This window comes from Pantoea stewartii (assembly GCF_011044475.1).
Classification (GTDB): Bacteria; Pseudomonadota; Gammaproteobacteria; order Enterobacterales; family Enterobacteriaceae; genus Pantoea; species Pantoea stewartii.
In genome coordinates this window covers 741,483-763,087 of the sequence record NZ_CP049115.1, presented here as the reverse complement: position 1 = coordinate 763,087, position 21,605 = coordinate 741,483, and the positions used below count along the sequence as shown (strand labels likewise).

General features: G+C 55.3%; 22 protein-coding genes. 14 read left to right on the top strand and 8 right to left on the bottom strand.

Annotated features, from left to right (window positions below; translation table 11 throughout):
• Nucleotides 1–3 precede the first annotated feature (3 nt).
• The 5 genes from cheY to flhE all read left to right on the top strand — a co-directional run bounded on the left by cheY (nt 4) and on the right by flhE (nt 4,861).
• A complete protein-coding gene (gene cheY / locus G5574_RS03510) occupies nt 4–393 on the top strand; it encodes a chemotaxis response regulator CheY (protein ID WP_006120246.1) in 390 nt (129 codons plus the stop codon).
• A 9-nt stretch (nt 394–402) separates the two neighbouring features.
• Nucleotides 403–1,044 carry a protein phosphatase CheZ gene (gene cheZ, locus G5574_RS03505; RefSeq protein WP_006120247.1) on the top strand — a complete coding sequence of 214 codons (642 nt, stop codon included), beginning with the start codon at nt 403–405 and terminating at the stop codon, nt 1,042–1,044.
• A 190-nt stretch (nt 1,045–1,234) separates the two neighbouring features.
• Nucleotides 1,235–2,386, top strand: coding sequence for a flagellar biosynthesis protein FlhB (gene flhB / locus G5574_RS03500; RefSeq protein ID WP_164482030.1), 1,152 nt, complete (start codon nt 1,235–1,237; stop codon nt 2,384–2,386).
• Nucleotides 2,379–4,472, top strand: coding sequence for a flagellar biosynthesis protein FlhA (flhA, locus tag G5574_RS03495; RefSeq protein WP_033741997.1), 2,094 nt, complete (start codon nt 2,379–2,381; stop codon nt 4,470–4,472). The genes flhB and flhA overlap by 8 nt, the downstream gene beginning before the upstream one ends.
• A complete protein-coding gene (flhE, locus tag G5574_RS03490) occupies nt 4,469–4,861 on the top strand; it encodes a flagellar protein FlhE (protein WP_033741996.1) in 393 nt (130 codons plus the stop codon). The genes flhA and flhE overlap by 4 nt, the downstream gene beginning before the upstream one ends.
• A gap of 98 nt (nt 4,862–4,959) precedes the next feature.
• Here the strand turns inward: flhE and aqpZ are convergent, their stop codons facing one another.
• Nucleotides 4,960–5,655 carry an aquaporin Z gene (aqpZ, locus tag G5574_RS03485; RefSeq protein WP_164483187.1) on the bottom strand — a complete coding sequence of 232 codons (696 nt, stop codon included), beginning with the start codon at nt 5,653–5,655 and terminating at the stop codon, nt 4,960–4,962.
• A 322-nt stretch (nt 5,656–5,977) separates the two neighbouring features.
• Nucleotides 5,978–7,708, bottom strand: coding sequence for an arginine--tRNA ligase (argS, locus tag G5574_RS03480; protein WP_006120253.1), 1,731 nt, complete (start codon nt 7,706–7,708; stop codon nt 5,978–5,980).
• 630 nt (nt 7,709–8,338) lie between these two features.
• Here argS and G5574_RS03475 point away from each other — a divergent pair.
• Entirely contained in the window at nt 8,339–8,899 is a 561-nt protein-coding gene (locus tag G5574_RS03475; protein WP_006120255.1) for a VOC family protein, read from the top strand.
• On the opposite strand, the gene G5574_RS03470 is transcribed toward G5574_RS03475, so the two are convergent.
• The gene (locus G5574_RS03470; protein ID WP_058708044.1) at nt 8,896–10,038 is read right to left on the bottom strand and encodes a MalY/PatB family protein; all 1,143 of its coding nucleotides are present in this window, start codon (nt 10,036–10,038) and stop codon (nt 8,896–8,898) included. The two genes, G5574_RS03475 and G5574_RS03470, sit on opposite strands and share 4 nt — an antisense overlap.
• An 86-nt stretch (nt 10,039–10,124) precedes the next feature.
• Between G5574_RS03470 and cutC the strand changes: the two genes are divergently transcribed.
• Entirely contained in the window at nt 10,125–10,877 is a 753-nt protein-coding gene (gene cutC / locus G5574_RS03465; RefSeq protein ID WP_033741990.1) for a copper homeostasis protein CutC, read from the top strand.
• Between the two features lie 243 nt (nt 10,878–11,120).
• Entirely contained in the window at nt 11,121–11,966 is an 846-nt protein-coding gene (locus G5574_RS03460; protein ID WP_054633639.1) for a hypothetical protein, read from the top strand.
• 3 nt (nt 11,967–11,969) lie between these two features.
• Here the strand turns inward: G5574_RS03460 and G5574_RS03455 are convergent, their stop codons facing one another.
• The gene (locus G5574_RS03455) at nt 11,970–13,067 is read right to left on the bottom strand and encodes a glycerol dehydrogenase (protein WP_033741989.1); all 1,098 of its coding nucleotides are present in this window, start codon (nt 13,065–13,067) and stop codon (nt 11,970–11,972) included.
• Nucleotides 13,068–13,213: 146 nt separating this feature from the next.
• Between G5574_RS03455 and G5574_RS03450 the strand changes: the two genes are divergently transcribed.
• Nucleotides 13,214–13,837: a LysE family translocator gene (locus tag G5574_RS03450; protein WP_164482029.1), complete on the top strand. Its 624-nt coding sequence runs from the start codon at nt 13,214–13,216 to the stop codon at nt 13,835–13,837.
• A 3-nt stretch (nt 13,838–13,840) separates the two neighbouring features.
• Here the strand turns inward: G5574_RS03450 and cmoB are convergent, their stop codons facing one another.
• The 4 genes from cmoB to G5574_RS03430 form a co-directional block, all read right to left on the bottom strand.
• A complete protein-coding gene (cmoB, locus tag G5574_RS03445; RefSeq protein WP_164482028.1) occupies nt 13,841–14,809 on the bottom strand; it encodes a tRNA 5-methoxyuridine(34)/uridine 5-oxyacetic acid(34) synthase CmoB in 969 nt (322 codons plus the stop codon).
• Complete coding sequence (gene cmoA / locus G5574_RS03440; protein ID WP_039343163.1) at nt 14,806–15,534, bottom strand: carboxy-S-adenosyl-L-methionine synthase CmoA; 729 nt, start codon at nt 15,532–15,534, stop codon at nt 14,806–14,808. The genes cmoB and cmoA overlap by 4 nt, the downstream gene beginning before the upstream one ends.
• Nucleotides 15,535–15,614: 80 nt before the next feature.
• The gene (locus G5574_RS03435) at nt 15,615–16,010 is read right to left on the bottom strand and encodes an MAPEG family protein (RefSeq protein ID WP_033741986.1); all 396 of its coding nucleotides are present in this window, start codon (nt 16,008–16,010) and stop codon (nt 15,615–15,617) included.
• A 52-nt stretch (nt 16,011–16,062) separates the two neighbouring features.
• Nucleotides 16,063–16,884, bottom strand: a complete 822-nt coding sequence (locus G5574_RS03430) for a DUF72 domain-containing protein (protein ID WP_058701781.1) — start codon at nt 16,882–16,884, stop codon at nt 16,063–16,065.
• A 220-nt stretch (nt 16,885–17,104) separates the two neighbouring features.
• Here G5574_RS03430 and aspS point away from each other — a divergent pair, with 220 nt between their 5' ends.
• From aspS to ruvA, 5 genes are all read left to right on the top strand, one after another.
• A complete protein-coding gene (gene aspS, locus G5574_RS03425; RefSeq protein ID WP_033741983.1) occupies nt 17,105–18,886 on the top strand; it encodes an aspartate--tRNA ligase in 1,782 nt (593 codons plus the stop codon).
• Nucleotides 18,886–19,317: a dihydroneopterin triphosphate diphosphatase gene (gene nudB / locus G5574_RS03420; protein ID WP_162285805.1), complete on the top strand. Its 432-nt coding sequence runs from the start codon at nt 18,886–18,888 to the stop codon at nt 19,315–19,317. The genes aspS and nudB overlap by 1 nt, the downstream gene beginning before the upstream one ends.
• Nucleotides 19,318–19,585: 268 nt before the next feature.
• Nucleotides 19,586–20,329, top strand: a complete 744-nt coding sequence (locus G5574_RS03415) for a YebC/PmpR family DNA-binding transcriptional regulator (RefSeq protein WP_006120268.1) — start codon at nt 19,586–19,588, stop codon at nt 20,327–20,329.
• Nucleotides 20,330–20,365: 36 nt separating this feature from the next.
• The gene (gene ruvC, locus G5574_RS03410; RefSeq protein WP_033741979.1) at nt 20,366–20,893 is read left to right on the top strand and encodes a crossover junction endodeoxyribonuclease RuvC; all 528 of its coding nucleotides are present in this window, start codon (nt 20,366–20,368) and stop codon (nt 20,891–20,893) included.
• Between the two features lie 96 nt (nt 20,894–20,989).
• Nucleotides 20,990–21,604, top strand: a complete 615-nt coding sequence (gene ruvA / locus G5574_RS03405; RefSeq protein WP_006120270.1) for a Holliday junction branch migration protein RuvA — start codon at nt 20,990–20,992, stop codon at nt 21,602–21,604.
• Nucleotide 21,605: the final 1 nt, after the last annotated feature.

Genomic DNA, 21,605 nt, shown 5'->3' with positions numbered 1-21,605 from the left:
GATATGGCTGACAAAAATATGCGCTTTTTAGTGGTGGACGACTTCAATACGATGCGTCGTATTGTCCGTAACCTGCTGAAAGAGCTGGGCTTCAATAACGTAGAAGAAGCGGAAGACGGCGTCGATGCGTTAACCAAACTCAAGGCAGGTGGTTTCGATTTCGTTATCTCCGACTGGAACATGCCTAACATGGATGGCCTGCAACTGCTGCAGACCATTCGCGCAGATGCGGCCATGGCCAGTCTGCCTGTGTTGATGGTGACGGCTGAAGCGAAAAAAGAAAACATCATTGCTGCCGCTCAGGCGGGTGCAAGCGGCTATGTCGTTAAGCCGTTTACGGCCGCCACGCTTGAAGAGAAGCTGGGCAAAATTTTTGAAAAACTGGGTATGTAAGGAGATGTGATGAGCGACCTTCCGAAATCAGCTGAGCAAGCCGCGGCACAAGATATCATTTCCCGCATCGGTTCACTGACACGCATGCTGCGTGATAGTTTGCGTGAGCTGGGGCTGGATCAGGCCATTGCAGAAGCTGCTGAAGCCATTCCTGACGCCCGTGATCGTCTGGACTATGTAGTGCAAAAGACCGCTCAGGCGGCCGACCGGGCGCTGAACAGCGTCGAAGCAGCGCAACCGCACCAGGACAAAATGGAAGCGGGAGCGATTGCGCTTAAAGGACGCTGGGATGCATGGTTTGAGAATCCTATTGAACTTGCCGATGCGCGCGAGCTGGTGACGGATACGCGTCAGTATTTAGGGGAAGTGCCTGAGCACACCTCTTTTACTAACAAGCAGTTGCTCGACATCATGATGGCGCAGGATTTCCAGGACCTCACCGGTCAGGTGATCAAACGCATGATGGATGTGATTCAGGAGATCGAGCGCCAGCTGTTAATGGTGCTGCTGGAAAACATGCCAGAAGTGAGCGCCGAAAAACGTCAGGTTGGCACTACGCTGCTTAACGGTCCTCAGGTTAACGCTGCCGCCCCTGGCATTGTTGCGAACCAGGATCAGGTGGATGACCTGCTGGACAGCCTCGGTTTCTAATCACCTGGCTGTCTCGCCATCGCGACGTTGCGATGGTCCCTTCTGAAAAGTGGCCTGCTCACCGCGGGCCACTCCGCTTTTCTCTTTTGCTATCCGTGAAAGAGCACGTGTTTTTCACGTTTTATCCACGCTTTAACCAAACTCAAATTTGGCATTCTATGCTCAGAATTCCTGCCAACCGAGGTTTGTGGTGTCAGAAAACAGTGATGAGGACAAAACAGAATCGCCCACGGCCCACCGACTTGAAAAAGCGCGTGAAGAGGGCCAGATTCCGCGTTCGCGCGAGTTAACCTCACTATTGATGCTGTTGGCAGGCATCATGATTTTATGGGTTGGCGGAACGGCAATGGCCCATCGACTGGCGGCAATGGTGTCAACCGGACTCAGTTTCGACCACGGCATGGTGACCGATGACAAAATTATCATCGCCCATGTCGGTAATCTGATCATGCAGGCCATTGCCGCGCTTCTGCCGCTTCTGGGCGGGCTGGTTCTGGTGGCCATTGCCTCACCGATGCTGCTGGGCGGTGTGGTCATCAGCGGCAAATCTATTAAAGTGGATTTTAGCAAGCTGAACCCGTTGCCAGGCTTCAAACGCATGTTCGCCGCGCAGGCCTGGACGGAGCTGTTTAAAGGCATTCTGAAAACCATTTTGGTGGGCTGCGTGGCAGGCTGGTACATCTGGACGCACTGGCCCGATATGCTTCGGCTGATTGCCGAGTCGCCGACCACAGCCGTGATCCATGGCATGGACATGATCGCTATCTGTTGTGCGCTGGTCATGCTCGGCCTGATCCCCATGGTGGGATACGACGTTTTCTGGCAGCTTTACAGCCACTTTAAAAAATTGCGGATGTCACGTCAGGAAATTCGCGATGAGCACAAGCAGCAGGAAGGTGACCCGCACGTGAAAGGGCGCATTCGTCAGCAGATGCGCGCGGCAGCCCGTCGTCGCATGATGGCCGATGTGCCCAGGGCCGACGTGATCGTTACCAACCCAACACACTATTCGGTTGCGCTGCAATATAACGAGAAGAAAATGAGTGCGCCCAAGGTTATTGCCAAAGGCGCTGGCGAGATCGCCTTACGCATTCGTGAACTGGGCGCAGAACACCGCATTCCGGTTCTTGAAGCACCGCCGCTGGCGCGTGCGTTATACCGTCATACCGAAATCGGGCAACACATTCCTGGCGCCCTTTATGCGGCCGTCGCGGAAGTGTTGGCCTGGGTCTGGCAGCTTCGCCGCTGGAAGCGCGAAGGTGGCCTGGTGCCCGTAAAACCTAAAGACCTGCCGGTCCCGGCAGAGATGGACTTTGCAGGAGAGAGCAAAAACGATGGCTAATCTGGCCGCTAAACTACGCCTTCCAGGCAACTTCAAAGACATGCAATGGCAGGTCCTTGCGGGTCCGGTGCTGATCATCATGATTTTGTCGATGATGGTTCTGCCCTTACCGCCGTTTATCCTTGATCTGCTGTTTACTTTTAACATTGCCTTGTCGATTATGGTGCTGCTGGTCGCCATGTTTACCCAGCGCACGCTGGAGTTTGCGGCCTTTCCCACCATTCTGCTGTTTTCGACCCTGCTGCGCCTGTCGCTGAACGTAGCCTCTACGCGTATTATTTTGCTGGAAGGGCATACCGGTGCCGCGGCGGCGGGACGGGTGGTGGAAGCCTTTGGCCACTTCCTGGTTGGCGGAAACTTCGCCATCGGGATCGTGGTGTTTATCATCCTGGTGATCATCAACTTTATGGTTATCACCAAAGGTGCGGGCCGTATCGCCGAAGTGGGTGCGCGCTTTGTGCTTGACGGGATGCCGGGTAAGCAGATGGCTATCGACGCCGACCTGAATGCGGGTCTGATTGGCGAAGATGAAGCGAAGCGTCGTCGCGCCGAAGTGACTCAGGAAGCGGACTTTTACGGTTCGATGGACGGTGCCAGTAAGTTTGTACGCGGGGATGCCATCGCCGGTATTTTGATCATGGTCATCAACGTGATCGGTGGTTTACTGGTGGGGATCGTTCAGCATGGTATGGATGCGGGCCACGCGGCAGAAACCTATACGCTGTTAACCATCGGTGACGGTCTGGTCGCACAGATCCCTGCGCTGGTCATCTCTACCGCGGCGGGTGTTATCGTGACGCGCGTGGCAACCGACCAGGACGTCGGCGAGCAGATGGTCGGGCAACTGTTCAAAGATCCGCGCGTCCTCATGCTGAGTGCCGGCGTAATCGGTTTGCTGGGGCTTGTGCCTGGCATGCCTAACTTTGTGTTCCTGCTGTTTACGGCGGCCTTACTGGGGCTGGCGTGGTGGTTACGTGGCCGCGAGATGCAGCCGAAGAAGAATGTCGAATCGCCGAGCAGCATCGCAAAATCCATGGAAACGCCTGCCTCTGCCGAAGCCTCCTGGACTGATGTGCAGCTTGAAGACACGCTGGGCATGGAAGTGGGTTACCGCCTGATTCCGATGGTCGATCACAACCAGAACGGTGAGTTGCTTGGTCGTATCCGCAGTATCCGTAAAAAAGTGGCGCAGGATGTCGGCTTTCTGCCGCCGGTGGTGCATATCCGTGACAACATGGAATTGCCACCCGCGCGCTACCGCATTTTAATGAAAGGCGTGGAGATCGGCAGCGGTGATGCCTATCCCGGACGCTGGATGGCGATTAACCCCGGCACAGCCGCGGGTACCTTGCCGGGTGAAGCAACCGTCGATCCTGCCTTTGGCCTGGCGGCGGTGTGGATTGACGGTGCGCTCAAAGAGCAGGCTCAGATTCAGGGCTTTACCGTAGTAGAAGCCAGTACCGTTGTGGCGACGCACCTTAATCATCTGATTGGCCAGTACGCCAGTGAGTTGTTTGGCCGACAGGAAGCGCAGCAACTGCTGGACCGCGTCTCCTCAGAGATGCCGAAACTGACCGAAGATTTAGTGCCTGGCGTGATTACGCTGACAACGCTGCACAAAGTCCTGCAGAACCTGCTGGTTGAGCGCGTTTCGATTCGTGATATGCGCACCATTATTGAAACGCTGGCAGAGCATGCGCCGGTTCAAAGCGATCCGCAGGAACTCACCAGCGTGGTGCGCGTGGCGCTGGGCAGAGCGATTACGCAGCAGTGGTTCCCGGGCACGGGTGAAGTGCAGGTGATTGGCCTGGATGCGACACTGGAGCGCCTGCTGCTGCAGGCCTTGCAGGGCGGTGGCGGACTTGAGCCAGGCCTGGCCGATCGGCTGTTAGCCCAGACGCAGGAGGCCCTGCAACGGCAGGAAATGATGGGCGCGCCGCCTGTCCTGCTGGTCAATCATCCGTTACGCGCTTTACTGGCACGCTTCCTGCGCCGTAACATGCCGCAGCTGGTGGTGCTGTCCAATATGGAATTAAGCGATAACCGTCAGATTCGCATGACCGCAACCATCGGTGGCAAACAATGAGATCGCTAATGCTGTTTTCGCTGCTGCTTCCGCTGTTTGCTCAGGCCGCTGACGGTGCCTGGAGCGCCAGCGCGGCGGGTCCACTGATGGCGAACCGGGGAAGCTGGCAGTCGTCGCAGCCGCTGACCCCGCCAGGTCAGGTCAGTGGGGCGATCACCGTGGTGAACTGGCGTTATCAGTTTACCCAACCGGTGCCTTCCGGTTTACAGGTCCGGCTCTGTGCAGAACAGCGTTGTACCGAACTGGACGGTGCCAGCGGCAGCACACGCGGTCTGGCTGAGGTCGCCGCCGGTGAAACGTTACATATGGTGTTTGGTTTCGCCGGTGGCGGAAGTTTGCCGCCGGGGCTGAAGGTCGTCAGCACAGCGGTGACGGTCAACTACCACTAAGCCTTTTTCGCCCTGTTCATGGCAGACTGACAAGCATCATCAAGAGACTGATGCTGTCGGTCTGCCCGATCACTCCCGATGTCATAACGCGGTTCAGGCTACGCGTCTTTTTGCAGCAGAAAGCGGTAAAGCCATCCCCCCGCAACGCCACCGGCTATCGGTACCAGCCAGAAAACCCACAGCTGCCGTAACGCCCAGCCTCCCTGAAAAACAGCCATCGCGGTACTGCGTGCCGGATTCACCGAGGTATTGGTTACCGGGATACTGATTAAGTGAATGAGCGTTAATGCCAGACCAATCGCAATGGGAGCGAAACCCGCCGGCGCGCGTTTATCCGTCGCACCCTGAATAACCATCAGGAAGAACGCGCTGAGTACGAGTTCAGTGATGACGGCCGCGCAGAGGGAATAGCCGCCTGGCGAGTGCGCCGCAAAGCCGTTGGCAGCGAAACCCTTATCTGCCATCGTAAAGTCAGCCTGACCACTGACGATCAGATACAGCACGCCCGCCGCCGCAATACCGCCAGCCATCTGTGCCACGATGTAGGGCAAGATGGTCTTGCTGTCGATGCGGCCACCGGCCCATAAGCCCAGGGTGACGGCGGGATTAAAGTGACCGCCCGAAATGTGGCCTACCGCAAAGGCCATTGTCAGTACGGCGAGGCCAAATGCCAGAGACACGCCCACAAACCCAATCCCGGTTTGGGGAAAATTCGCGGCGAGCAGGGCGCTGCCGCAGCCTCCGAATACCAGCCAGAAGGTGCCGAACAGCTCGGCAAACGCTTTTCTTAACATCAACTTATTCTTCCTTTCTCGTTAACACGTTAAACCTGATAAAACGCGGGCTTATAGTAGAGCGCGGGAATAAGAAAAGAATTTTGTCCCGACAGGACCTTGATATACGCGACATCAGGGTTGCCTGAGCGGGTTTGCACGGCGCGTGCTGCGATCATCTCTGGTGCTGAAATACGAATTAACGCCTTTGTATCGTGGAGACAGGGAGGGCAATGTCAAAGATGACGCTACACGAAGGAAAATTGTGCGGGTGACGGGCAGAGCGGGAAGGGCGAGGTTGAGGCAGGCGCTGAGAACAGTCAGCTCTCAGCGCCTTAACAGATTACATGCGATCGACCGTTTTGATCCCCAGCGTATCCAGACCCAGTTTCAGGGTTTTTGCGGTCAGTGCCGCAATCTGTAAACGGCTCAGGCGCGTCACGTCGTCCTCTGCGGCCAGAATCGGACAGTGCTCGTAGAAACCGGAGAACAGGCCCGCCAGATCGTACAAATAGGCACACATCACATGCGGTGTGCCATCGCGTGCCACCTGGGTAATGACCTCTTCAAACTGCAGCAAACGCGTTGCCAGCAGGGCTTCACGGTCATCCGTCAGCACGATTTCTGCCTGAATCGCATCGGCGTCGATACCGGCTTTACGGAACACGGACAGCACGCGCGTATAAGCATATTGCATGTAAGGCGCCGTATTACCCTCAAACGCCAGCATATTATCCCAGTCAAAAATGTAATCAGTGGTGCGGCTTTTTGACAGATCGGCATATTTCACGGCGCTGATGCCGACGACTTCCGCGAGCGTGCTGACTTCCTCTTCCGTCATGTCCGGGTTTTTCTCGCGTACCAGCGTGTAGGCGCGTTCATAGGCTTCATCCAGCAAATCTGACAGCTTAATGGTGCCGCCACTGCGGGTTTTAAACGGACGGCCATCTTTACCCAACATCATACCGAACGCATGATGTTCAAGTGGAACGGACGCAGGCACATAGCCGGCTTTACGGACAATGGTCCACGCCTGCTGTAAATGCTGATGCTGACGTGAGTCGATGTAGTAAATTACGCGGTCCGCATGCAGGGTTTCATAGCGATACCTGGCACAGGCAATATCGGTGGTGGTGTAAAGATAGCCGCCATCCTTTTTCTGGATGATCACGCCCATCGGCTCACCTTCTTTGTTCTGGAATTCTTCCAGGAATACCACGGTGGCGCCTTCACTCTCGACGGCCAGACCTTTGGCTTTCAGATCGGCCACAATTTCCGGCAGCATGTCGTTATAGAGGCTCTCACCCATCACATCATCACGCGTCAGGGTGACGTTCAGACGGTTGTAGATATGCTGGTTTTGCGTCATGGTGATATCAACCAGCTTTTTCCACATCTGACGGCAGTAGTCGTCACCGCCTTGCAACTTCACGACATAGCCGCGCGCACGCTCTGCAAACTCAGGATCTTCATCGTAAGTGCGCTTGGCTTCACGGTAAAAACCTTCTAAATCCGCCAGCGCCATCTCCGCGTGGTTTTCATTTTGCTGTTTTTCAAGAAACGCAATCAGCATGCCGAACTGCGTACCCCAGTCGCCCACATGGTTCGCGCGGATCACGTTGTGGCCCAGGAACTCGAGGGTGCGCACCGCGGCGTCGCCAATGATAGTGGAACGCACATGGCCGACGTGCATCTCTTTCGCCACGTTGGGGGCAGAGTAGTCCACGACGATTGTCTGTGGTTCGACCGGGTTCACGCCAAGGCGCGGATGATTCAGCGCCTGCCGGGCATGGTCGGCCAGCCACTGACGATCCAGGAAAATGTTGATAAAGCCCGGCCCCGCGATCTCCACTTTGCTGGCAATGCCAGTGAGGTCCAGATGTTGAATCACGGTTTCAGCTAATTGTCGTGGCGCCTGGCCCAGTTTTTTCGCCACGGCCATGATGCCGTTAGCCTGATAATCACCAAACTGAACTTTAGCCGACTGACGAACCTGAGGTTCACAATCGGAGGGAGCACCAGCCAGCACCATTGCCTGACTGACTTTTGCGGAAAGAAGCGCCTGAATATTCACCGGGTTACCTTACATATGCAGAGAAAAGCACGCTATTTGGGCAGCGGGCTGTCGTCATGATTCTGCCGGGTGCAATGACCACAGGTCCTGGCCCGGCAAAAGGAAAAAATGAGGGAAAAAGTATACGTGAATTGTCAGCGTGAGTCAGTAGCGGGATAAAGGCAGGGAAACAGAGCCGAAGATGTTTCCCGCAGAGATTAGCGACGACGCGCGCGGCGCGCGTTTTTAACACTTTTGTCTGCACGCACCTTCCAGTGGCGCGCAAGGGCAAACCCCATCAGTGCAATTAAGATGGCAACTACGATGAGCATCGTCATAAAAACTTTCCTTATAATAGTGTTAATGCAAATTTAATAGAAAGCTATGCAGGCTGCAATCATGCCACTGTTAAGTAAGACTTATCTTATTGTTTTAATGATAACCAAACAAAACAGTAACTTAAGTTGCTTTTGTCAACGAAAAGGTGGATCTAACCAGAAGATTAATCTGAATTAAAAGCGTTAATTTTTTGCTTTTCTCGTAAAACGCCAGCCAAATAAGATGAATCTTACCCTTTTGTTCATTACGATAGTTCAGTAACAATGAGTTACGGCATTCCCTGGTCATAAAAAAGTGAGGAGACAGCTTACGGTGAGCATGATATTTCCACCCGAACTGGACGATTTACAGGCCGATTTAGCGGCTTTCGAAGAACGGTTACAAAATTTTTCACAGCGTCTGGGATTAAACCCCACAGACCTCGATGTCGATCATGTGGCCGTGCGGTGTCATCAGAATGCGACGGCCGAACGCTGGCAAAAAGGGTTTTTGCAACTCGGGGAGCAGTTCTCGGCGGCGATGATTAACGGACGACCGGTATGTTTATTTAAGCTGCACCAACCGTTAATGATTGCCGGCTGGGCGATAGACGTCGTTGAGCTGCCCTGGCCGGGTGAAAAACGCTACCGCCACGAGCGCTGGGAACATATTGAGGTGGTATTACGAGGCGAGCCTGAAACACTGGGCATGCGTGCCATGGCGCTGCTGTCCGATCAGGCACTCACACAGCCGGGTATTTCATTCAAAACCAGCTCACCGAAAGGGGAAAACGAGCGTCTGCCGAATCCTACGCTGGCAGTGACCGATGGGGAAACCACGATTAAGTTTCACCCATGGCGACTGGACGAGATTGTGGCCAGTGAACAGCGCTAGCCCCGGGCTTCAACCGCGCGTCTGAGCCGTCTGACGGCTTCTTCCAGCAAGGCGCGGGGACAACCGAAATTGATCCGTACAAAGCCGTCATCACCAAAGTCGCGCCCTGGCGAGAAGCCAAGCCCGTGTTTTTCAAAGTACAGCGCCGGGCTGGCAACCTGGAGTTCACGCGCATCGATCCAGCCCAGATAACTGCCTTCCGGAGAGGTCATTTTGAGGCCGGGCAGCGCATTGACTTCGGAAACCAGCCAGTCCCGGTTGCCGCGCAGATAATCAAGCTGGGCATCAAGCCAGTCATCACAGGCCCGCCAGGCGACTTCCGCCGCAACCAGGGCCAGAATATCGACTGAGGGCACAATGCCCTGGCGCACGGCGTTGAATCGCGCCCGTAGTTCAGGATCCGGGATCACAGCGACGGATGCGCCCAGCCCGGCAATATTGAAGGTTTTGGATGGCGAAAGCAGCGTAATGCTCCGTTGGGCCGCATCATCACTCAGGGAGGCAAAGGGGATATGTTGCAGCCCCGGCGTTAACAGTAAATCGCAATGAATTTCATCAGAGCAGACGATTAAATCATGGTGCTGCGCAAAGGCCAGCTGCGCTTCAAGTTCTTCCCGGCGGTAAACCGTGCCGCCAGGATTCTGCGGATTGCAAAGCATCAGCAAGGTTTTGTCCTGCATGTGGCCGTCTGCTGCAGTGAGATCCATGACCCAGCGGCCTTCCTGCAACGTCAGAGGCAGATTCAACTGATCTCGTTCAGCCAGCTTCGCGGCTGAACGGAAAGGGGGATAAATGGGATGCGGCGCGACGGTACCCTGGTGCGGCGCGGTAAACGCCCGCACGGCCAGATTTAACCCGCAGACTACGCCGGGCAACACGACCACCCATTCCGGTTTAACTTCCCAGTGATAGCGTGATTTACAGCGGGCAATCAGTGCATCGATAAATCCCTGAGGCTTATCGCCATAGCCGAAAACACCATGATCAACGCGGGCTTTAATGGCCTCAATGATGGGGGCAGGCGATCGGAAATCCGTATCCGCTACCCACAACGGCAGAATATCCTGGCCCGCATATTTGTGCCATTTAAGGCTATCACTGTGACGGCGGTCTATCCGTTGGTCAAAATTGAATGTCATAGTTAGTTTTCCACGTAAACTGTTCTAAGGGATAAGCATACCTGACGAATTTGGCGTGAACAGGACGTCATGTAAAGGAGAAGAGAATGACCACACTGGAAATTTGTTGCTATGGGGTGGATTGTGCCTTAACCGCTCAACAGGCGGGGGCCGATCGAATTGAACTCTGTGCGGCACCGCGTGAAGGCGGCCTGACACCTTCTGCTGGCATGCTGGAAGTCGCCCGTCGTGACATTTCTGTTCCGGTGCATCCTATTGTCCGCCCGCGCGGCGGAGATTTTTGCTATTCCAGCCGGGAGTTTGAGGCAATGAAATCGGATGTCGCGCGGATTCGCGAACTGGGCTTTCCGGGCGTAGTGTTAGGGATGCTGGATGAAGATGCCCATATTCATGTGGGGCAGATGCGGCAGATCATGGCGCTGTGCGACGGCATGGCGGTGACCTTCCATCGCGCCTTCGATCTCTGCCACCGGCCAAAACGTTCGCTCGATGTTTTAACCGATTTTGGCGTGAAACGTATCCTCACTTCCGGGCAGCAGCAGAGCGCAGAAAACGGAATTGCATTATTGAGGGAACTTAATGAATACAGCAGCGGTCCTATCATTATGGCAGGTGCTGGTGTTCGTTTAAGTAACCTGCAAAAGTTTCTTGATGCAGATATTCGTGAGGTACACAGCTCGGCAAGCCACCTGGTGGCATCACCGATGCGTTACCGCAAAGCGGGTGTTTCCATGTGTTCCGAAGCCGAAATTGATGAGTTCAGCCGTTACTGCGTCGATGGTGATGTTGTAGAGGCAATGAAAAGTGTCATGCAAATGAATACCGCCCGGGTGGCCTGACTCATAACCAGTTTTGCCGCGCAGCACGCCGATTGATGACGTGATGTTTGCAAGTACCAAACCCCAGCACATTTGCTGGGGTATTTTTTGTCCGGTATTCCGCTATAGTGGATGATGAAACAACGCATTGCGTGCATTCTGTGTCGCCGTTTGCCGTCAACGCGGCTTTGCTTTCCCTGTTCTGTTCCCCGGTTGCGGGTCATCAGCTTAACCCTAATCGACATTGATGTCAGAGGCCCTGCCATGCGATGCATTCTGCTTTCCGCTGTTCTCACCGTGATGGGATGCCATGCGCCCTTAACCTTTGCCGCGTGCAAATCAAACAGTAAAGCGGTCTCTGACAGTAATAACTGGATTCTGCTGGGCGGCAGTGCGAAAGGGGCGGTACGTCAGGTTGTCGCAGGGGAGTTTGGCAAAGACGTCAATTCGCAAAAGCGGGTGCTGGGGCAGTTTGATCCCTGTGGCGACCTGCTGGTGGCGGATATCAGTTATGACAAAAATGAGCGTAACGTCATTCTGAGCATGGAACAACATCTGGTGCGTGTGCAGGAAGGTTGGGTGGCCGAATATGCGTATCTGGTAAAAGTGCTGAAACAGGGAAAGGAAGTGGTGGTGGATAACCGACAAGGCACCATCAACTGGCATAAGGGAAAAAACGGCAATATTATCAGCGCTTCAGACAAATTCATCAGCATGGGCAAATCGGGATTCACGGACACCACGTACCGCTACGATAAACACTATCGTTTGCTGAAAAGCATTGCGCGCGGAACCGATCCCGTCAGCAACGGGGAATACCGTTACACGTGGAGTCCGCAGGGCCTCGTCACCCGCACCACCTCTGCCCGGCGAAAAGACACCTATACCTATGACGATAAAGGGCGGGAGCTGCGCCTGAACGGCACGGCATCAACCGACGTCAGCACTCTGCGCACCGTGGATGAATGCCAGTTCTGGGATGACAAGGGCAACTGCACCCTGAGTTACCTGAATGAAACCGAAGTTTTTGAGAAAGGCACGGTGCAGCGTCACCTCAGTGCGGTTTATAAGTATCAGTACTGGGACAAACCCACTGAGGCGACGGAATAGCCCCTATTTTACCGTTTTACTGAACGCATCCAGGCCCAGCAGCGCATGGGCGATCTGTTCCGGTGCCAGGTTAGGATTGAGGTTTTTCAACGTATCGCCTTCGCTGTTCGCCAGCGCGCCGATTTTTACCAGATCTTCCCAGCTCACCCCGTCCAGATGCATCTCTTTTAACGTGGTCGGCATATTGATCGAACGGTAGAAGCGGATGTAGCGGGCAATTTCTTCATCGGGACGCTGCTCAAGCACCATCTGAGTTAACGTACCGTAGGCCACTTTTTCACCGTGAGTAAGATGGTGGATATCGCCGTCAATCGCGGTGAATCCGTTATGAATCGCGTGCGCACCTGCCAGACCGGCGTTTTCAAAGCCTAAACCGGACAGCAATGTATTGGCTTCCACTACCGCTTCTACCGCTGGCGTGACGCGTTTTTCCGAGACGGCGATATAGGCACTGTAGCCCCACGTCAGCAGCGTCTCTTCACAGGCCCGTGCAATGGCAAGACCGGCAATAGTCGGATCGCCATTGACCATCGATTTCGCATGGCTACGGGCCACCGCCTGGGCTTCCACCCAGGTCGCCAGACCATCGGCGATGCCGGACGCGAACAGGCGGGCGGGCGCGGCGGCGCACACGGCGGTATCAATTAACACCAGATCGGGATTTTTACTGTAGAAACGGTAGCTTTCAAAAACGCCACTGTCGGAATAGATAACAGACAGCGCGCTACAGGGCGCATCGGTTGAGGCAATGGTGGGCACAATCACTACCGGCTGTTTGAGTTCATCGGCCACGGCTTTTACCGTATCCAGCGTTTTGCCGCCACCCAAACCAATCACCACGTTACAGCCCTGCTGCTGCGCATGCTGACTTAACCGGGTAATTTCATTACTGGAGGCTTCGCCATTGAACTGCTGACGGCTGAGGGTAATGCCTGCTTTTTCCAGCGTAGACTGCGCCCGCTCACCAATCAGCCCCCAGACGACATCGTCAGCCACCACGAAAGCGTGATTGCCCAATTCCGTGACATACTCTCCCAGTTCATCGAGCACGCCCGCACCCTGTACATATTTGCGAGGCGAAGAGAAAATAAATTTACTCATGATCGTAGCTCCTGGTTTTTCAATTGAGACCGTTACCGGCCCGCTAATAACGCCACTAAAAAGCGTAGCAGTTAATCGCGCCTGGCTGTCTGTACAGCGTGAAAAACGCTTGTTATTGTTAAGCACTTCTAATCAGGAGTACGCCTGTGACGACTTCATTCCTCTCTTTTCTGTTTGCGATCATTATTTTGACCCTGACGCCGGGGTTCGATACGGCATTAATTTTGCGATCGGCGGCGGCACAGGGCTGGCGACGAGCCAGTGCGACCGCGCTGGGCGTGGCGACGGGCTGTCTGTCGTGGGGCATTGCGGTCGGGCTGGGGCTGGGGGCGCTGCTGCTGGCATCGGAAACGGCGTATAACCTGCTGAAGTGGGCTGGCGCAGCCTATCTGCTCTGGCTGGGCGTCAGGTTACTGTGGCATCCGCGTCGCCAGAATGCAGCGCTGCCCGCCGAAACGCCGTCGCAGCAAACGCATCTGGCCTGCTTTCTGCGTGGGTTACTGGGGAATCTGTTGAATCCTAAAGTGGGCGTTTTCTACGTAACATTTTTACCGCAGTTTATCCCTCAGGGCGGCTCGGTCCCGGTCTGGTGCACCCTGATGGCCCTGACACATATGGTGACTGGATTGATCTGGAGCAGCGTGCTGATTGGCAGCAGTCACTATTTTGCGGCACAGCTCAGTAAGCCACGCGTGTTGACAATCATGGATCGTTTGACGGGCTGCGTCTTTATTGGCTTCGCGGCGAAACTGGCGCTGTCTCGCCGCTGAGCATTACGGCTTGGTGGCGACCAGCACCGCACGCAGCGGTGCGGGATAACCTTCAACGGTTTTGCTGCTGTCCGCAGGATCAAGGAATTCCGCCAGCGATTCGCTGGTCATCCAGTCGGTCCGGCGCTGTTCATCTGTGGTCGTTACGGCAAAGTCCACAATGCGCACATCGACAAAGCCGCATTTCTCCAGCCAGCTTTTCAGCGCCTCGGCGGAGGGGATAAAGTAGACGTTGCGCATCTGAGCATAGCGTTCGCCCGGCACCAGCACCTGATTCACATCGCCTTCAATCACCAGCGTTTCCAGGACCAGTTCGCCGCCGCTCACTAACTGATTTTTCAGCTGCATCAGATGATCCAGCGGCGAACGGCGGTGATAAAGCACGCCCATGGAAAACACGGTATCGAACGCCTGAAGCACCGGCAGCTGTTCGATGCCGAGCGGCAGCAGGTGGGCGCGGCGGTCGTCATTTAACAGCTTGCGGACGGCTTCGAACTGGCACAGAAACAGCTGCATGGGATCGATACCGACCACAAGGTGCGCGCCTGCCCCGATCATGCGCCACATATGGTAGCCACTGCCACAGCCCACATCCAGTACAGTGCGTCCGGCTAACGAGGAGATGTGTGGCAGCACGCGATCCCATTTCCAGTCTGAGCGCCATTCCGTATTAATTTCGGTGCCGTAAAGCGAATAGGGGCCTTTGCGCCAGGGCATCAGATTACGCAGCAGTTTCTCAATGCCCTGACGGTGCCGATCGCTGATATCGTCCCGATCGGCGCTGACGCTGTGCAGCAGGTCCAGCCGCTGAGGTTCCAGCTGGGGTAAATATTCCAGCGACTTGTACCAGTCACGGAAGTGCCCGTGCAGATTTTCACGCTGCCACTCGCTGATTTGCGCAGGCAGCATCTCCAGCCATTTTGCCAGGGGACCCACGGCGATTTGCTGATAAAAACGGCCAAAGTCGATCATTTTAATGCCACCAACGAACCAAAATTAAAACACTGAAACCACAGCTCAGCATGAGAAAAGCCGGCCTGTTTCAGGCGCGCCTTGTGCGTTTCTACGCTATCGGTGAGCATCACATTTTCCAGCATGCTGCGTTTCTGGCTGATTTCCAGTTCGCTGTAGCCGTTGGCGCGCTTAAAGTCATGATGCATGTTGAACAACAGTTCACCGACGTCACGATCTTCAAAGCTGAACTTCTCAGAGAGCACCAACGCGCCGCCGGGATTCAGCCCCTGCCAGATTTTGGTCAGCAACGTCAGGCGGGCTGGCGGTTCAAGAAACTGCAGGGTGAAATTGAGCACCACCAGTGACGCATTCTCAATGGCGATATCGCAGATATCCGCTTCGACGACCGTAACCGGCGTAGCCGCCCGAAACGCATCGATATGACGGCGGCAGCGCTCCACCATGGCCGGCGAATTATCCACAGCAATAATCTGACAGCCGGGCACATGAATATTGCGGCGCACCGAGAGCGTGGCAGCGCCTAGTGAACAGCCCAGGTCAAATACCTGGCTGTTGGGCTGGACGAAACGTTCTGCCAGCATGCCAATCATCGAAATGATGTTGGAATAGCCCGGCACTGAGCGCTGAATCATGTCGGGAAACACTTCAGCCACGCGCTCGTCAAACGTCCAGTCGCCCAGTTTTTCAATGGGCGCAGAAAAAAGTTGATCGCGATCAGACATAACGAAAATCCGAAGAGACGGCGGAAAGGGCGCTATTCTGGCAGAAACTGCCGCGGCCTGCACCCTTTACGCCGTTAACATTAACGCAAGCTGAGCAAGAGTGGCCAGGGCAGGTAAATCAGGTTAAAAATTACCATACCGGACAGCGAGAATAACGTCAGCATCATGCCATATTTGCGTTTGCTCATGACATCGTTGCGCAGGCCCTGTGCATGCAACACCCGGCCAATGAAAAACAGGATGCCGGTCAGGTGCACCATCCAGATATTCGCGCCGTTCATCTCCAGCACAATCAGCAATAATAACCCCAGCGGGATCGTTTCAATGGCATTGCCGTGAATCCGGATGGCCATGTGTAAATCGTGATGACCGCCATCGCCATAAGCCACATGATGCTGTCGCCGTAAGCGCACAACATTCAGGGTAAATTTCATGATCAGTAAGGCCCCGATCACCACATATAACGCGCTTATCATTATTGATTCCTTATTTTTACTTTTGCCAGAGGTGTGATGCTGCCGGTCGCTATCAGAATAGCGAATCCTGTTGCGGCCAGTCCGGCCCGGGACCGATGCTGGCATCAATTTTTTGCAGTTCAGGCCACAAGGCCTGCACCAGCGGAAAGACCTGGCCCATGTCGGGCGTGTGAATGAAGACCAGCGGTTCACTTTGCGTATGCCATTCAGCCAGTTTCGTCAGCCAGATGCGAAACAGCGGCAGGCTTTCTTCAAGACTATCGCTGCCGACAAAGCGGATCATCGGGCGCGGTCCTGTTAACAGCGCATGCGGCGGGACGCGCGGCTTTTGCTGGCGGGCGTGCAGCGCCGCCGCGCTTTGTGACGTTGAGGCGTGAACCGGACGACTGTCCAGCACCACACGATTGACGCCGCGCTGGAGCAGGCCACGATTCAGCGCGCGCTCAGCCTCACCTTTCGCGAAAAAAGCGGCATGCCGCACTTCCACGCCATAGGAGAAAGAGGCGGGCAGACTATCCAGAAAACGCCACAGATCGCTGAGTTGGGCGGGAGAAAAGCTGGCAGGCAACTGGAGCCAGTACTGACCGATGCGATCGGCAAGCGGATGCATCAGGCGAAAAAAGTCGGTCAGTAAGTCATCGGTGTTTTGCAGTGCTGCCTGATGGCTGATTGTGCTGGGGAATTTAAAACAGAAGCGAAACTGTTCGTGCGTCATATCCCGCCAGCGCAACACGGTTTCGGGATCCGGCAGTGCATACAGCGTGGTATTGCCCTCAACGGTCTGGAAATAACGCGCGTAGTCCGCCAGGGTTTCAATTCCCCAGCGTTTCCAGTGTGCGTGGTGCCATTGCGGCAAACCGATACGAAGTGTCACGCCTGACTCCTGTCGTTGAGTGTGATGGTAATTATCCTGTAAGGCAGTATATTGACGCAACCCGGTGAAAAGGGAACAGGAAATGCCGTGCTTTAGCGTGGCTCCACTTATCCTGTCAGCCTTTTTCAATTATAATAGCGGCCTTTTTTGCGACAGCACCTGATAAGGTTACGCGGCCTGGTGCTGTCTGCTGCAGCGGCGAAGTTAAAAGGATAGTGTTATGCGTACAGAGTATTGTGGACAGCTCAATCTGTCTCATGTGGGTCAGCAAGTTACGCTTTGCGGCTGGGTCAATCGCCGTCGCGATCTGGGAAGCCTGATCTTTATCGATATGCGCGACCGTGAAGGCATCGCCCAGGTGTTTTTCGATGCCGATCATCAAGAGGCGTTCCAGCTGGCATCTGAACTGCGTAACGAATTCTGTATCCAGATCACCGGTACCGTCCGTGCCCGTGACGAAAAGAACCGAAACAGCGACATGGCGACCGGCGACGTGGAAGTGTTCGCCCACGCGCTGACCATCATCAACCGTGCTGACCCTCTGCCGCTGGATTCTAACCAGACCAACAGCGAAGAAGCGCGTCTGACGTATCGCTATCTGGACCTGCGTCGTCCGGAGATGGCGCAGCGTTTGAAAACCCGTGCGAAAATCACCAGCTTTGTGCGTCGCTTTATGGATAACGAAGGCTTTCTGGATATTGAAACGCCGATGCTGACTAAAGCAACGCCAGAAGGCGCGCGCGACTATCTGGTGCCCAGCCGTGTGCACAAAGGGAAGTTCTATGCGCTGCCGCAGTCACCGCAGTTGTTCAAGCAGCTGCTGATGATGTCCGGCTTCGACCGCTATTATCAGATCGTTAAGTGCTTCCGTGATGAAGACCTGCGTGCTGATCGTCAGCCAGAGTTTACCCAGATCGACGTTGAAACCTCCTTCATGACCGCCGAACAGGTGCGTGAGAAGATGGAGCGTCTGATTCGTGAACTGTGGATGGACATCAAAGGGGTGGATCTGGGGGCGTTTCCACAGATGACCTTTGCCGAAGCCATGCATCGCTTTGGTTCGGATAAGCCTGACCTGCGCAACCCGATGGAGCTGGTGGACGTAGGCGATCTGCTGAAAAGCGTCGAATTCCAGGTCTTCGCGGGTCCCGCTAATGACCCGAAAGGCCGCGTAGCTGCGCTGCGTGTGCCCGGCGGTGCGGCGCTGACGCGTAAGCAAATCGACGAATACGGCAAGTTTGTTGAAATCTACGGGGCCAAAGGGCTGGCGTGGATGAAGATTAACGAACGTGCCAACGGCTTCGAGGGCGTGCAGAGTCCGGTGGCCAAGTTCCTCAGTGCCGACATCGTGGAAGCGATACTGAACCGCACGGGCGCACAGGATGGCGACCTGATCTTCTTCGGTGCCGATCGCGCGAAAGTCGTGGCGGATGCGCTGGGTGCGCTGCGCCTGAAAGTCGGCCGCGATTTGCGGATCACCGACGAAAACGCCTGGGCACCGCTGTGGGTAATCGACTTCCCGATGTTTGAGGAAGATGAAGAGGGCGGTCTGGCTGCGATGCACCATCCGTTCACCTCACCGAAAGACATGACCGCAGAGGCGCTGGCCAGCGATCCGGTTCAGGCGGTGGCAAATGCCTACGACATGGTGATTAACGGCTACGAAGTGGGCGGCGGTTCCGTGCGTATTCACAACAGCAAAATGCAGCAGACGGTGTTCAGTATCCTCGGGATCACCGAAGAGGAGCAGCGCCTGAAGTTTGGCTTCCTGCTTGACGCGCTGAAATACGGTACACCACCGCACGCGGGCCTGGCATTTGGTCTGGATCGCCTGACGATGCTGCTGACCGGCACCGATAACATTCGCGATGTTATCGCATTCCCGAAAACCACCGCCGCCGCGTGCATGATGACCGAAGCACCGAGCGAAGCCAATCCTGCCGCGTTGCTGGATCTGGGCATTCTGGTGGCGCCGAAGAAAGAAAAGTCAGAGAACAAGTAATGGGCAATAAACATCCGGTATCGGTGCTGGTGGTGATTTTTGCGCAAGATACTGGCCGGGTGTTAATGCTGCAGCGACGTGATGATGCCAGCTTCTGGCAGTCGGTCACAGGCAGCCTGGAAGTCGGGGAAACCCCGCGCCAGGCGGCCGAGCGTGAGGTGTCAGAGGAGCTGTCCATCAACATTGCGGACGAAAAGTTAGTGCTGGAAGACTGTCACAAACAGATCGAGTTTGAAATTTTCCCGCACTATCGCCACCGTTACGCACCGGGTATCACGCATAACCGTGAACACTGGTTCAGGCTGGCGTTACCCGCAGAGCGCGACCTGGTGCTTACCGAGCATCTTGCCGCGCGCTGGCTTGAGCCCGCCGCTGCTGCTGCCCTGACCAAGTCCTGGAGTAACCGCCAGGCGATTGAGGAATTTATCTGAATGCCTGCCGTAACGCGTTTTTCAGGCGGCAGTAACGTTAAATTTCACGAATTCGACGAAGCTCATCCTTCGTTCCCTAAACCGGGTGCCGGTGATAAACCGGCGCCGTTAAAATTGAAGAGTCGGGCATCATCGGTATCGCGAAGCCGCGACTGTCAGTGCAGCGCAACCGGAACGTTTATAACGACGTGAGGATGGCAGGCACTGTCGGGAGGCGGATCGTAAGTCAGATAGCCCGTGCGATTGTTAAGATCGGAGAATATGCAAGATGGCTGGACATAGTAAATGGGCGAATACCAAGCACCGCAAGGCTGCTCAGGATGCCAAGCGCGGTAAAATCTTTACCAAAATCATTCGCGAGCTGGTGACCGCCGCGAAACTGGGTGGGGGCGATCCCGGTTCTAACCCACGTTTACGTGCTGCCATGGACAAAGCGCTGTCTAATAACATGACACGCGATACCATGAACCGTGCGATTGCACGCGGTGTGGGCGGCGAAGATGATTCCAACATGGAAACCATCATCTATGAAGGTTACGGTCCGGGGGGATCGGCTATCATGATCGAGTGCCTGAGTGATAACCGAAACCGTACGGTGGGTGAAGTGCGTCATGCGTTCACCAAAACCGGCGGCAACCTGGGAACCGATGGCTCCGTGTCTTACCTGTTCAGCAAAAAAGGCGTGATTTCTTACGCGCCAGGTCAGGATGAAGATGCGGTGATGGAAGCCGCGCTGGAAGCCGGTGCAGAGGACGTGGTGGCGTATGATGATGGCGCTATCGATGTCTTCACCGCCTGGGAAGAGATGGGCACCGTGCGCGATGCGCTGGAAGCCGCCGGTCTGAAAGCGGATACGGCGGAAGTTGCGATGATTCCATCAACCAAAGCGGAAATGGATGCGGAAACCGCACCGAAACTGCTGCGTCTGATCGATATGCTGGAAGACTGCGACGACGTGCAGGAGGTTTATCACAATGGTGAGATCTCCGATGAGGTGGCGGAAACGCTGTAATGCTGTACCGCTTTCATCGCTGGCTGGAGACGCGTCATGTCTATTATCCTGGGGATTGACCCCGGTTCACGCGTCACCGGTTACGGGGTGATTCGTCAGACCGGCCGCCAGCTCACCTATCTGGGCAGCGGCTGTATCCGCACCAATACGACAGAATTGCCGGCGCGCCTGAAACTGATCTATGCTGGCGTTTGCGAAATTATCACGCAGTTTTCGCCTGATTTTTTCGCCATTGAGCAGGTGTTTATGGCGAAGAACGCCGACTCGGCGCTGAAGCTTGGCCAGGCGCGCGGTGCCGCCATCGTCGCGGCGGTAAACCATGACCTGCCGGTGTTCGAATATGCCGCACGTCAGGTGAAGCAGACGGTTGTCGGAACCGGCGGGGCAGAAAAAAGTCAGGTTCAGCATATGGTCAAATCCTTACTGAAGCTTGCAGCCAGTCCGCAGGCTGATGCCGCCGATGCGCTGGCTATCGCGATTACGCACTGCCATGTTGCACAGAATGCCGCGCGCATGAGTGAGAACACGCTGGTGCTGACCCGCGGCCGGCTGCGGCAGCGCTAACGGCAATCCCCGCAATATGCCCGTCAGGCTGGATATTCATCCAGCCTTTTTTATGGTATAAATTCCGCCACATACGTTGAATAAGGAAGGCATCAGGTGATAGGTCGTTTACGGGGAACCATTCTGGAAAAGCAGCCACCGCTGGTCCTGCTGGAGGCGCATGGCGTTGGTTATGAAGTCCATATGCCAATGACCTGTTTTTATGAACTGCCTGAGCTTAATCACGAAGCGATAATCTTTACGCAATTTGTGGTTCGTGAAGACGCGCAACTGCTGTTCGGCTTTAACAGCAAACAGGAACGTGCCCTGTTTCGTGAACTGATAAAAGTCAACGGCGTTGGGCCGAAACTGGCGCTCGCTATTCTGTCGGGCATGTCCGCTCAGCAGTTTGTCACGGCGGTGGAAAAAGAAGAGATTGCCGCGCTGGTCAAACTGCCGGGTGTGGGCAAGAAAACCGCCGAGCGTCTGGTTGTCGAGATGAAGGATCGCTTTAAAGGGATGCATGGCGATCTGTTTGGCGGTGACTCGGCCTTTACGCTGACCACGCCGGGCCCGGAACCCGAAACCAACGACGCCGAAGCGGAAGCGGTTGCAGCGCTGGTGTCCCTGGGTTATAAACCGCAGGAAGCGAGCCGCATGATCAGCAAAGTGGGTCGCCCTGACGCGGATTGTGAAACATTAATTCGCGAAGCGCTCCGCGCCGCTATTTGAG